This window comes from Pseudomonas sp. GL_103 (genome assembly GCF_057835175.1).
On the sequence record NZ_CM174420.1, the window covers coordinates 2,269,569 to 2,281,524 of the forward strand.

An 11,956-nucleotide genomic window follows, 5' to 3' on the forward strand; every position below is an offset into this window, starting at 1 on the left:
CTGACTTTGAAAGGGGGAGTTAATCGATTGCTTGTTAGCCGAGTTGGCTGTGGGGGGGGCTACAATTTGATGGTATTAGTTTTTCTGGTAATGAGAGCGAGACCTCTAGATCAAGGTCTCCTCGATTATTTCAGTTACAACCGTGTTGGTTGCAGGTGTCCCATCCTGAATAAGGTTTACACCTGTTTAAGGGCTAGACAGGGTCATAATTGACGTATGACCCTGCGTCCGCTCAATTGGCTTTGACGATCTCGGGCGGACTCCAGGTTCCCTTGCCGGGCGGCAGGATCGAAGGCGCTTCTGTCTTCGGCCAATACAGCCGCATCACCAGGTAGATCAGATCATTCGGTGCGGGCAGCCAGTTGCTTTCCTTGTCCGCGCCGGGCGTATCCTTCTGGATGTACAGTGTCAACGAGCCGTCCGCATTCTTCTTCATTTCGGGCAGCATCGGCGAGTTGATGAGGTAGCGATTGATCGGATTTTTGATCAGCAGTTGTGATTTACCGTCGTACATGGTCACAGACCAGAAGGCGTTGACTGGCGGGAATTGTCCGGCGGGCAGGGTGATGGAGTAGTTGTGCTTGCTGCCGTCAAGCGGCTCGCCATCGGGCAGGGTTTTGGACAGAGGATATGTGGCTTCCTCGGCATCGTTGGCATAGATGCCCGCTTGCGCGACGGCAGCACGTTTCAGCCAGTCGCCGTTGTAGAAGGCGCTGTCGCCGCCGGCCCCGACAATGTTCCAGCCATTGATCTTCGTGCCGAGATTCTTGATCCCTTCCTCGACCTGCGCGTGCCCGGCCTGCATGCCCTGAACCACTGCGGCCTTTTGTTCGGCGGACAGATCCTGGAAGTTGAAGTCCTTGCCGGCACCAATGCCGATCCGGGCAAGTTTCGCCCGGATCGCCACTTCATCCGGTGCGGCCGGGGCGTACTGCAAGGCAAAGTCGAGATACTTGAAGAAGCCGGTCTTGGCGAGTTCCGTGTTGATCTTCGGGAAGTCGATCGCCGGCGCGGCGGGTGGCGCAGGTTGCTTGAGAAAGGCTGATAGCGGTTGTGCCTTGTAGCCTGACTGGACCTTTACCACATTCGGCAGGTCGGTCGGGTTGAAGAGCTGGGTGCGAAAGAGCGCGAAGGGGAATTGCGTGCCGGAACGAAACACCTTCTTGATGCCCGGCGGGGTCGCGCCCTTCCAGTCGGGTCCGACGACCATGTAGTCGCCCGCTTCGTTGCCGGTGGCGCGGCTGCCGATGTAACCGTAGTTGTAGGTGTTGCCGTCGATGAGCTGTACTGAGTAATACCGCTGTTTCTCTACCGCTGGCACCGATAACACCATTGGCTCGCTGCGCAGATCCATGAATACCATGGAATAGGGTGTGTCGCTGTTTGGCGAAATAACAGCTGTGTCCATGTAGGTGGCGACATGGTGCAGGCTATGAATCTGGTTGAACGGCGCCTTGAACTGCCCGGAGTTTTTGTCTACGGCGTAGTCGTACATGATCGCGTAGTTCATCACGATGGGCAGGCCGTAGATGTAGCCTTCCGTGGCGATAGCCTTCATTTCGGCGGGAGTGATATCGGCTGCGTGGGTGAAAGTGGATATGAATGACGCCAGCAATATCACCGTACCGCCAAGGGCTCTCGGTAGTGGGTTCTTCATGAACGTGCATCTCCATTCGTCAAGCCGGACAAGTGAGTAGGTACCAAGAATCATTACCGATCTTTGGGGAAGTGGACTGTGGGGTTATGTCTAGTTCATGGATTTTCAATCCACAAGTCATTGCGTGTTATTTGCTGAACCTTGCATCCAGCTGGCAATCACTTCGCGGTATTTGAAAGATGAGATGCCCGGATCAATAGGGTTGTGCCGGGCCATCAAGACGCGACGATTGCTGAACGGATGCCGGATGATTACCGAGTAAATCGTTCAGATCGTCGCCAGCCTCAGTAGACGTCAGAGGGCAAAGGTAGCCGCAAGGCCATGGTGGCCTTCCTGTGCTCCAGCGATCAGGTGCATTGGGATGTTCTGCTGTTCTTCAATGGACGGTACTTCGAAGCTCCCTACGATCTGGAGGTGGCGCTCGCTCAGCTCGGTCGATTTTCCTGCTTTTTCCTTGGCCATTCTCGCGTGGTTCATTGCGATTTCGTTGAGCGTTGACACGTTACATCTCCCGGTGACTGACCAAGCGTATCGCTGGCGTCCTTAAGCATTGATTGAATGGCTGCGGCGTCAGAATCCTGTCGTTCAGGCGCTGCTACGGGCGATCTTAGCAAGCCTCAAGCCACGGATACGGGCGAATTCCTCGTTGTGTTCTGGCAGGCGACGAATGGCGGGTGCCTGTGAATGATGGTCCGGATTTTTTGTCATTCAGGCGTAAACTAGCAATGCGACCTTATTAAAAGGAGCCGCCGATGAACGCCGATCAAATGAGCAAGCAGGCACCTGTGGACACGGCAGTCTGGGATCGATATTTCTGCGCTGCATTGATTGCCGAAAGCAATCTGACTGCCCCGATTGTGGGTGGGGCTACCCACGAGGACAGGCAGAACCTATTGATCGAGAGGGCCAGAACCCTCGCGGATAAAATGATGCAAAACCGAAGATAACCAGAGCCCAGCCGTCGCGCTGGGCTCTTTGCATGCGGGGTCATGCACCGATGCTGGGGGCGTGCACGTTGCGGATCAAACGATCAACTCCACCTTGCCGCTCGCCAGGCGATAGATACCGCCCACGATCTTGAGCGCGCCTTTGCTCTGCGCATCAGTCAGCAATGGCGAGGCCTGTTTCAGGCTGTTGACCGAATTCTTGACGTTTTGCACGGTGGCGTTTTCCATCAAGTTCCCGGGCTGTTTGAGTACTGCCTCGACTGCCGACTTGAGTGCGTCAGTCAGTTTCGGGATATGGCCGGGGAAAATCGTCTGGTCCTTGACCGCCTTGATACCGGCCTCGATGGCGCCGCAGCTCTCATGCCCGAGTACGAGAATCAGCGGGGCGCCCAGTACGGCAACTCCGTATTCAAGACTGGCCAAGCCTTCCGGCGTAACGAAGTTGCCCGCGACGCGGATGGAGAAAAGATCGCCTCGTGCGGTGTCGAACGCATATTCCGGGGCGATCCTCGAGTCAGAGCAACTCAGCACGGCCACGAACGGATTTTGGCCGGACACCAGGGCCTCTCGCTCTGCCTTGAAATCGTGCGTTGTGGAAGTACCGCCTACATATCGTGCATTGCCCTCCATCAGTCTTTTCAACGCCATGTCGGGACTGATTACGTTTTGTGGTTTGGGTGGGGCTGTCGCTTTTTCGGCTGCCTGGATGATCTTGCCGGGCAGTGTGCCGGTCAGCAGCAGGGCGCCTGCGCTCAATCCGGCAAATTGAAGAAAACGACGACGGCCTGTTGTGTTTGAAGCAGAGCTTGAATCACATGATTCACACATGATTTTGTTTACTCAGTTCAATGCGGTGAGAGTGAGTTGCTGTTGGGGCGGGTACTGCCACGGACGCTCAATACCAGCGCAGTGGAGTCTAGTTGGTCTGTCATATTGTGTTTCGGGCATTGTCCGCAGATACCGTGCACGCAGCTATTTCATGGGCTACTACTGACAGGCTCATACAACTTCGACCTGGCAGGAGTTTCTCGATGCTGACTCACTGGTTTCTGGCGGCGGTTCATCTTCTGGCATTTGCCTTGGGATTCTGGGCGGTGTTGGTTCGAGGCACGGCTTTTCGGCGCTTGGCCGATGGGGCCGCAGAGGTGCGCAGTGTTCTGATGGCGGACAATATCTGGGGTATTTCAGCTGTCGTTTTACTGATCAGTGGGGGGATGCGAGCCTTTGGCGGGTACGAGAAAGGCACGGACTATTACCTGCATCAGCCGCTGTTTCATCTGAAGATGACGCTGTTTGTCCTGATCTTGCTGCTGGAAATCGCACCCATGGTGACGCTGATCAAGTGGCGGATAGCGCTTGCCCGTAAAGTGGCGATCGATACCGGCCGTGCGAAGCTGTTTGCACGGATCAGTCATATAGAGGCGCTGCTGGTGCTGTTGATGGTGGTAGCGGCGACGGGCATGGCGCGAGGCGTGATGCTTGGTTGATGGCGCAGTGAACGCATCCTTCCCTGGGGTAAACCAGAAAAGTCTGACAGCAAAAGGATGGAGCTTGCCGCTAGTATCGGCCCCTGGGGTTTGGGTGGGGGCAAAAGCGCAGGGCGATGGGGTGCTGAATCTTTAGCCAGCCGTGATTCCGGACTGAACGGGCTGGCTACTGACTGCAACAGGATTCAGGGTTGAGGCTTTTCCGGGGCGGTCAGGCCGGCCTGAATGCGCTGGTAAATTTCTTCACGATGCACTGCAACGTCCTTCGGAGCGTTGATGCCGATCCTGACTTGCTGGCCGCTTACGCCGAGGATGGTGATCGTAATGTCATCACCTATGTTTATGCTTTCACCGACTTTGCGGGTGAGTATCAGCATGGTCTTCTCCTTGATTGCTTTGTGGGGCACCTGATTCGGACAGTGCAGAGGTCGGTGGTATGTATAGATTAGTGCGAAGTCTCGCGGTTTGGGTGCCTCTTTCTGACGCGCAGATGTGGCATTAATTCCCAAGGCGTAACTATACAGAGGCCGCAACCATCATTCTCGTTGTTTTGAGCCCATTTTACTGCTCTCGTGGAGTATTCATGGATGTTAAAATCCCCCCCTTTAAGCATTTAGAGGGAAACGCCGTGCGCAAAATGGTTTTGGTCATCGCGATATTGGCACTGGCGGGATGTGGCGAGGGCAGCAGTGTGGATGCGCCGAAGCCCAAGCCGGCCATGGCGGCTGTACCCGCGCCAGTGTCCGGTCCGCAATGGGATCTTGAAGTGCGAGGTGAAACCCCTCAGGCGGTCAGCGATTTGAGTGGCTGGCTGATCGAGCACAGTTTCATGTCCAGCGTCGTCAAGGAGAATGGCAATACCCGAATCCTGATGGGGCCGTTCAATTCGAAAGCCGACGCCGAAGCCAAACAGGATGAAGTCCGCGCGGCGCTCACTCGCTCGAAGAAACAAAATATCGAATTGCTGGTGCTTGAGCGTCCAGTCGCTCAATAACGTTCTGTAGCGCAGACGTTGAAGAAACAAAAAAGGCCTCGGGTGTTTAACCCCGGGGCCTTTGTCGTTTCAGGTGTCCCGTTCTGGATTCAGCTGCAGGCCTTCATGTCGACCGGGCCGACGAACTCGTTGCCGCGTCCCATGACGCACCCCACGCTCTGGTTGCGTTGGCGTTCCCAGGCCTGTACCGGGTAGGTCTTGTCCCAGGCCTCGTACAGTTGCCGATCCTGTTTCGACAGGCGCAAGCCATACTGCTTGCTCATGTAGAAGTAGGTCCGGGCGATCATGCCGCGAATGGAAGGGCGGGGCATGACTTTCTTGGCCTTGAAGTCGACCTGGGTCAGGCAGGAACCATATTGCCCCGACTGCTCGGGCAGCCAGCCAAAGCTGAAGTTGCTGCGATCGCCATTGACCTCGCCAATGCTGGGCACCAGGTTGTGCAAGTCAGCCTCGGCCTTCTGGTAAACCGGGTCGTAGCGGGTGCAGTTCTTGCGACCTCCCTCTTGCCAGCACTGGCGTTGGTGACCGATTTGCCAGGCCGGAACGATATGCTCCCACTCGATGCGGGATGCGCGTTTGGCATTTTTACGGGGCACATAACCGCAGGCGGCAAGGTTCACCCGGTTGCCGGTGTATTTGCAGCCACAGTAAAACTCGGTGGACTGGGGTGCGTAGAGCTTCCATGCCACCTTTTTCGCTTCGGTGAAGGTGCGCGGCGCGTCGGCTTGCGCACCCATGACAAAAAACAGAAACAGTAAAGCAGACCAGCGGACACTCATCGACTCAATCTTCCTTCGGCACAACCCAGAAAATCTGCACGCCGCCATCGTCGCGATAGGCGAGGGTGACGTTGTCGTTCTCGTCGATTTCTTCCAGCAAGCGTTCCCATTCATCCACCGGTTCGTCAGGCAGGCGGAAGATCAACGCTGCCCTGGCCTTTTGTGCGGTGGGAGAGTTGATGATTTTCTGAACGCGCAAGCCCATGCGTACATAGGTGTCAGGAGAGGCAGAGGTGGTGTCCACGGAATTATCCTTATTAAGCTGTACGTGCATACAGTATTTAACTGTAGGCCATTTCGCAACTGCTTAAAAACCAAGAAAATCCTCTGACAGCGATTTGTTCCGTTTGGCGTAAGGCGAAGGGATTTTTTTGTAAGATCCAGCGGCAGCCACTCGCCAAGGCTGGCGAATGGCGCACGGAGTGCCCGACCGGACCCGGTCGGGCGAGGGCGAATCAGTATTCCCAGAACATCCGTTGCAGCTCTTTGCTGTCGTTGGTCTTGGTCAGCGCGACCATCGCCAGGATCCGGGCCTTTTGCGGGTTCAGGTCGTGGGCCACGACCCAGTCGTATTTATCGTCAGGCTGTTCGGCGTTGCGCAATACAAAGCCGCCGGCGTTGACATGGGAGGAGCGAATGATCTGCACGCCGTCCTTGCGCAGGGCTTGCAGGGTAGGGACCACTCGCGAGGATACCGAGCCATTGCCGGTGCCAGCGTGGATGATGGCTTTGGCGCCCGATTGAGCCAGGGCCTTGTAGGCGGTATCGCTGACGTTGCCGTAGGAGTAGGCGATCTCTACGTCAGGCAGGCTCTTGATGGTCTTGATGTCGAACTCGGAATCCATGGTGTGGCGCTTGGCTGGCAAGCGGAACCAGTAGGATTTGCCTTCTACTACCATGCCCAGCGGACCCCAGGCGCTTTTAAACGCTTCGGTCTTGATGTTGATCATTTTGCTGACGTCGCGACCCGACTGGATTTCATCGTTCATGGTCACCAGTACGCCTTTGCCCCGCGCGTCTTTGCTGCTGGCCACGGCTACCGCGTTGTACAGGTTCAGCATGCCATCGGCGGACATCGCGGTGCCTGGGCGCATGGAGCCTACGACGATGATCGGCTTCTCGGTTTTTTCCACCAGGTTGAGGAAGTACGCCGTTTCTTCCAGGGTGTCGGTGCCGTGGGTGATCACGATGCCATCGACGTCTTTGCTGTCGGCCAGTTCGGCTACGCGGCGACCCAGTTGCAGCAGGTTTTCGTTGGTGATGCTTTCGGAGGCGATTTGCATGACCTGTTCGCCGCGAACGTTAGCCAGTTGGCTCAGTTCTGGAACGCCGGCGATCAACTGTTCAATGCCGACTTTCGCCGCTTGATAGGTTGCGCTGTTGGCGGCGCTGGCCCCCGCGCCAGCAATGGTGCCGCCGGTGGCCAGGATCACCACGTTGGCCAGTTTCTGTTGGGTTTCGGCTTCTTTGGCCTGAAGGGCGGCGGGCAGGAGCAGCAGGAGGGCCAAGGCGCCCGGAACAAAGGTCTTGAGTGCAGATGTCATTATTTTTCTCTTCTAGTTGTGAGACGGTGCAGATGCAGGTTCATCTAGATACGCCCCGGGCGAATCTGAACGCCGGGGGTGCGAGGGGAAGAGCAGGATCTGTACCAGTAATACTCTGAATCGAAAAATACGCTTAAGTTAATGATTTGTAACGGTATTGCTGTTTGTGTCCAAGCCGGTTTCGGGGGCGGTGCGTCCGGAATGCCGAACATGTTTAACTTTCGCGTTCGGCTCTCCGAAACGGATCGCGGTCTTGTTTAAGGTTTCAACGGGTCAAATCATCACTAACGACTAAAGAAACGCCCGCGCCGGTCGATGCTCCTTCAAGGGATCTTTTTCTTCAGGAGTTCACATGTCGTTATCTGTTGGCATTCCCAATGCCGCCGGCATCACCATCGGTGGCAAATCGGCCACGACCCTTCGTGCCTTGAGCGACGCAACAGCTGATGCGGCTGCTCAAGCGCTGGGTACAAAGAAAAGTGACGCTACCCAGGTCAAGACGGGCCCGGTAGGTCTGGGGGAGAGTGCCGGCGCACAGGCCGAATCGGAAACCAGCGATAACACCAGCGTTGCGGTGAAGGTCTTGCTCAAGCGCCTGAAGGAGTTGCAGCAGCAATTGCGCGAGCAACAGCAGCAACTGGCGCAAGCCCAGGCGGCGTCCTATCCAACCCCGGAAGCCAAGACCACCGCGGTAGCGGCCATACAGGGGCAGGTTGCTGACACCAACGGCGCCATCCTGCAAGTGAGTGCGAGCCTGGTCAAGGAGCTGGCCAAGGGTGCTGGCACAGGATCGGTGGTCAACACCACGGCATGAGTTGAATGCCGTTTTTTCGCCAGGCATCGCTGAAAGCGTTTTTCAGGTCGTTGACAAATATCGGCAGGGTTCGCATAGTTTGGTTCACGCAAACGTTTGCGCGGCTCCAATGATGGCTTTTCATCGCGGTGGGCCGTGAAGCTTACGCCAGCGCAAGCGTTGCTCACAATAATCATAAGATCGGAGTGAACCCATGAAGCTGCCATTCGCTGGACGTCTTCTCGCTGTCGCTATGCTGGCTGCCGCATCCGCTGCATTGCCTGTCTCTTCGGCTTTTGCTGAAACCGCTGAAAAACCGAAAGTCGCACTGGTCATGAAATCCCTGGCCAACGAGTTCTTCCTGACCATGGAGGACGGCGCCAAGGCCTACCAGAAAGATCACTCCGGCGAATTCGACCTCATCTCCAACGGCATCAAGGATGAAACCGACACCGCAGGCCAGACGCGCATCGTCGAGCAGATGATCCTGGCCAAGGTCAATGCATTGGTGATTGCACCGGCAGACTCCAAAGCCATGGTCCCGGTGATCAAGAAAGCCATCGATGCCGGTATCACCGTGATCAACATCGACAACCAGTTGGACCCCGCCGTCGTCAAAAGCAAAAACATCAATGTTCCGTTCGTAGGCCCGGACAACCGCAAGGGCGCACGGCTGGTGGGCGACTACCTGGCCAAACAGCTGAAGGCCGGTGACGAAGTCGGCATCATCGAAGGTGTGTCCACCACCACCAATGCCCAGCAGCGGACCGCAGGTTTCAAGGATGCGATGGAGGCGGCGCAGATCAAGGTCGTGTCCCTGCAATCCGGTGACTGGGAGATCGACAAGGGCAACAAGGTCGCCGCGTCGATTCTCAGCGAATACCCGCAAACCAAGGCCTTGTTGGCCGGCAACGACAGCATGGCGGTCGGCGCGGTATCTGCCGTGCGCGCCGCGGGCAAGGCCGGCAAGGTGCAAGTGGTCGGCTACGACAACATCAATGCCATCCAGCCAATGCTCAAGGACGGTCGCGTGCTGGCCACCGCGGACCAGTTTGCGGCCAGGCAGGCGGTGTTCGGCATCGAGACTGCATTGAAGATTCTCAAGGGCGAGAAGGTCGACGGCGGCGCCAATGGCGTGATCGAAACGCCGGTAGAACTGGTCACCAAGTAGCCTTCTGGCGACGTAACGGCGCTCGTCCAGCCGGACGAGCGCATGGAGATTTTTTATGTCAGTTTGCGCTCCGAACGCTGTCCTCTCGGTCAGCGGTATCGGCAAGACCTACGCCCAACCGGTTCTTACCGGCATCGACCTGACGCTCATGCGCGGGGAAGTGCTGGCGTTGACCGGCGAGAACGGTGCAGGCAAAAGCACGCTTTCGAAGATTATTGGCGGGCTGGTCACGCCGACCGCCGGCCAGATGAAGTTTCAGGGGCAGGACTATCGTCCGGGTAGCCGGGCTCAGGCTGAAGCGCTGGGTATCCGCATGGTCATGCAGGAGCTCAATCTGCTGCCGACCCTGTCGGTGGCGGAAAACCTGTTTCTCGACAACCTGCCCAGCAAAGGTGGCTGGATCAGTCGCAAGCAGTTGCGCAAGGCTGCCATCGAGGCCATGGCTCATGTCGGGCTCGACGCCATTGATCCGGACACCCTGGTCGGCGAACTGGGCATCGGCCACCAGCAAATGGTCGAGATCGCCCGCAACCTGATTGGCGATTGTCATGTGCTGATTCTCGATGAGCCGACCGCGATGCTCACTGCTCGCGAAGTCGAAATGCTGTTCGAGCAGATCACCCGCCTGCAGGCTCGCGGCGTATCGATCATCTACATCTCCCATCGCCTCGAAGAACTGGCGCGAGTCGCGCAGCGCATTGCCGTGCTTCGCGATGGCAACCTGGTCTGTGTCGAGCCGATGGCCAACTACAACAGCGAGCAACTGGTCACCTTGATGGTCGGTCGAGAGCTCGGCGAACACATCGATATGGGGGCGCGCAAGATCGGCGCTCCGGTGTTGACGGTCAAGGGTCTGAGCCGTGCCGACAAGGTTCGCGACGTGTCGTTTGAAGTCCGTGCCGGAGAGATTTTCGGGATTTCCGGTTTGATCGGCGCGGGGCGCACCGAGTTGCTGCGTCTGATTTTCGGTGCCGATATCGCCGACAGCGGCACGATTGCCCTTGGGGCACCGGCGCAGGTCATCAATGTGCGCTCGCCAGTGGATGCGGTCGGGCATGGCATCGCGTTGATCACGGAAGATCGCAAGGGCGAAGGCCTTTTGTTGACGCAGTCGATCGGCGCCAATATCGCCTTGGGCAACATGCCCGGCATCTCCAGCGCAGGTGTTGTCGACAACGATGGCGAAAGCGCCCTGGCCCAGCGTCAGATCGACGCCATGCGCATTCGCAGCTCCGGTCCGGCACAGTTGGTGTCCGAGCTGTCCGGCGGCAATCAGCAGAAAGTCGTCATCGGCCGTTGGCTGGAGCGCGATTGCTCGGTGTTGCTGTTTGACGAGCCGACCCGCGGCATCGACGTCGGCGCCAAGTTCGATATCTACAACCTGCTCGGCGAATTGACCCGCAAGGGCAAGGCGCTGGTGGTGGTCTCCAGCGACTTGCGCGAGCTGATGCTGATCTGCGACCGGATCGGTGTGCTGTCGGCAGGAAGCCTGATCGATACGTTCGATCGCGACAGCTGGACCCAGGATGAGTTGCTCGCCGCTGCTTTCGCCGGCTACCAAAAACGTGATGCGCAGCTCTTTGAAGCCGCGCCTAGGGATCTTCCATGAAAACCGCTTCTTTCGCCGGCAACCGCAGTGGCAACTTCTACGGCCTGGGCACCTATCTTGGCCTGGCGGGTGCCTTGTTGGCGATGATCGTGCTGTTCTCGGTGCTGAGCAGTCACTTCCTGTCGTACGATACTTTCAGCACCCTGGCCAACCAGATTCCGGACCTGATGGTGCTGGCGGTCGGCATGACCTTTGTGTTGATCATCGGTGGCATCGACCTGTCGGTAGGCTCGGTGCTGGCGCTGGCGGCCTCGACCGTGAGCGTGGCGATTCTCGGCTGGGGCTGGGGCGTGCTGCCGGCGGCGTTGCTGGGCATGGCCGTCGCGGCGCTCGCCGGTACCATCACCGGCTCGATCACGGTGGCGTGGCGGATTCCGTCCTTCATCGTGTCCCTGGGCGTGCTGGAAATGGCTCGCGGGGTGGCGTACCAGATGACCGGTTCGCGTACGGCCTACATCGGCGATGCGTTCGCCTGGTTGTCCAATCCCATTGCCTTCGGCATTTCGCCGTCGTTCATCATCGCGTTGCTGATCATTTTCGTCGCCCAGGCCGTGTTGACCCGCACGGTGTTCGGTCGTTACCTGATCGGTATCGGCACCAACGAAGAGGCCGTGCGGCTGGCGGGGATCAATCCGAAGCCATACAAAATCCTGGTCTTCAGCCTGATGGGGTTGCTGGCCGGTATTGCCGCGTTGTTCCAGATTTCTCGCCTGGAGGCCGCCGACCCGAATGCCGGCTCAGGACTTGAGTTGCAGGTGATCGCGGCCGTCGTAATCGGCGGCACCAGCCTGATGGGCGGGCGCGGTTCGGTGATCAGCACGTTTTTTGGCGTCCTGATTATTTCCGTGCTGGCCGCGGGGTTGGCGCAGATCGGGGCAACCGAGCCGACCAAACGCATCATTACCGGCGCGGTGATCGTGGTGGCGGTGGTGCTGGATACTTATCGCAGTCAACGCGCAAGCCGGCGGACCTGAG

Annotated in this window: 14 protein-coding genes; 7 read left to right on the forward strand and 7 right to left on the reverse strand. The window is 57.8% G+C overall.

What is annotated here, in order from left to right:
- Positions 1-232: 232 nt before the first annotated feature.
- Positions 233-1,657, reverse strand: a complete 1,425-nt coding sequence (locus AC3IP0_RS10340; protein ID WP_489327315.1) for a DUF1254 domain-containing protein — start codon at positions 1,655-1,657, stop codon at positions 233-235.
- 294 nt (positions 1,658-1,951) lie between these two features.
- Positions 1,952-2,158: a hypothetical protein gene (locus AC3IP0_RS10345; RefSeq protein WP_489319141.1), complete on the reverse strand. Its 207-nt coding sequence runs from the start codon at positions 2,156-2,158 to the stop codon at positions 1,952-1,954.
- Positions 2,159-2,409: 251 nt separating this feature from the next.
- Between AC3IP0_RS10345 and AC3IP0_RS10350 the strand changes: the two genes are divergently transcribed.
- Positions 2,410-2,604: a hypothetical protein gene (locus AC3IP0_RS10350; protein WP_095943661.1), complete on the forward strand. Its 195-nt coding sequence runs from the start codon at positions 2,410-2,412 to the stop codon at positions 2,602-2,604.
- A gap of 75 nt (positions 2,605-2,679) precedes the next feature.
- Here the strand turns inward: AC3IP0_RS10350 and AC3IP0_RS10355 are convergent, their stop codons facing one another.
- A complete protein-coding gene (locus AC3IP0_RS10355; RefSeq protein WP_489319142.1) occupies positions 2,680-3,432 on the reverse strand; it encodes a carbonic anhydrase in 753 nt (250 codons plus the stop codon).
- A 203-nt stretch (positions 3,433-3,635) separates the two neighbouring features.
- On the opposite strand from AC3IP0_RS10355, the gene AC3IP0_RS10360 reads away from it, so the two are divergent.
- Positions 3,636-4,091 carry a DUF2214 family protein gene (locus AC3IP0_RS10360; protein ID WP_489319143.1) on the forward strand — a complete coding sequence of 152 codons (456 nt, stop codon included), beginning with the start codon at positions 3,636-3,638 and terminating at the stop codon, positions 4,089-4,091.
- Between the two features lie 185 nt (positions 4,092-4,276).
- On the opposite strand, the gene csrA is transcribed toward AC3IP0_RS10360, so the two are convergent.
- The gene (gene csrA, locus AC3IP0_RS10365) at positions 4,277-4,468 is read right to left on the reverse strand and encodes a carbon storage regulator CsrA (protein ID WP_053161267.1); all 192 of its coding nucleotides are present in this window, start codon (positions 4,466-4,468) and stop codon (positions 4,277-4,279) included.
- 251 nt (positions 4,469-4,719) lie between these two features.
- Here csrA and AC3IP0_RS10370 point away from each other — a divergent pair, with 251 nt between their 5' ends.
- Positions 4,720-5,085, forward strand: a complete 366-nt coding sequence (locus tag AC3IP0_RS10370; protein ID WP_489319746.1) for an SPOR domain-containing protein — start codon at positions 4,720-4,722, stop codon at positions 5,083-5,085.
- 89 nt (positions 5,086-5,174) lie between these two features.
- On the opposite strand, the gene AC3IP0_RS10375 is transcribed toward AC3IP0_RS10370, so the two are convergent.
- The 3 genes from AC3IP0_RS10375 to AC3IP0_RS10385 all read right to left on the reverse strand — a co-directional run bounded on the left by AC3IP0_RS10375 (position 5,175) and on the right by AC3IP0_RS10385 (position 7,408).
- Positions 5,175-5,864, reverse strand: a complete 690-nt coding sequence (locus tag AC3IP0_RS10375) for an endonuclease (protein ID WP_489319144.1) — start codon at positions 5,862-5,864, stop codon at positions 5,175-5,177.
- Between the two features lie 4 nt (positions 5,865-5,868).
- Positions 5,869-6,138: a DUF1654 domain-containing protein gene (locus AC3IP0_RS10380; protein ID WP_046041595.1), complete on the reverse strand. Its 270-nt coding sequence runs from the start codon at positions 6,136-6,138 to the stop codon at positions 5,869-5,871.
- A 181-nt stretch (positions 6,139-6,319) separates the two neighbouring features.
- Entirely contained in the window at positions 6,320-7,408 is a 1,089-nt protein-coding gene (locus AC3IP0_RS10385) for an asparaginase (protein ID WP_489327316.1), read from the reverse strand.
- A 352-nt stretch (positions 7,409-7,760) separates the two neighbouring features.
- On the opposite strand from AC3IP0_RS10385, the gene AC3IP0_RS10390 reads away from it, so the two are divergent.
- The 4 genes from AC3IP0_RS10390 to AC3IP0_RS10405 all read left to right on the forward strand — a co-directional run bounded on the left by AC3IP0_RS10390 (position 7,761) and on the right by AC3IP0_RS10405 (position 11,955).
- Positions 7,761-8,222, forward strand: a complete 462-nt coding sequence (locus tag AC3IP0_RS10390; protein WP_489327317.1) for a hypothetical protein — start codon at positions 7,761-7,763, stop codon at positions 8,220-8,222.
- 193 nt (positions 8,223-8,415) lie between these two features.
- Positions 8,416-9,372 (forward strand): sugar ABC transporter substrate-binding protein, encoded by a 957-nt coding sequence (locus tag AC3IP0_RS10395; protein WP_489327318.1) that lies wholly within the window; start codon positions 8,416-8,418, stop codon positions 9,370-9,372.
- Between the two features lie 55 nt (positions 9,373-9,427).
- Positions 9,428-10,981, forward strand: coding sequence for a sugar ABC transporter ATP-binding protein (locus AC3IP0_RS10400; RefSeq protein WP_489319147.1), 1,554 nt, complete (start codon positions 9,428-9,430; stop codon positions 10,979-10,981).
- The gene (locus tag AC3IP0_RS10405) at positions 10,978-11,955 is read left to right on the forward strand and encodes an ABC transporter permease (protein ID WP_111282081.1); all 978 of its coding nucleotides are present in this window, start codon (positions 10,978-10,980) and stop codon (positions 11,953-11,955) included. The genes AC3IP0_RS10400 and AC3IP0_RS10405 overlap by 4 nt, the downstream gene beginning before the upstream one ends.
- Position 11,956: the final 1 nt, after the last annotated feature.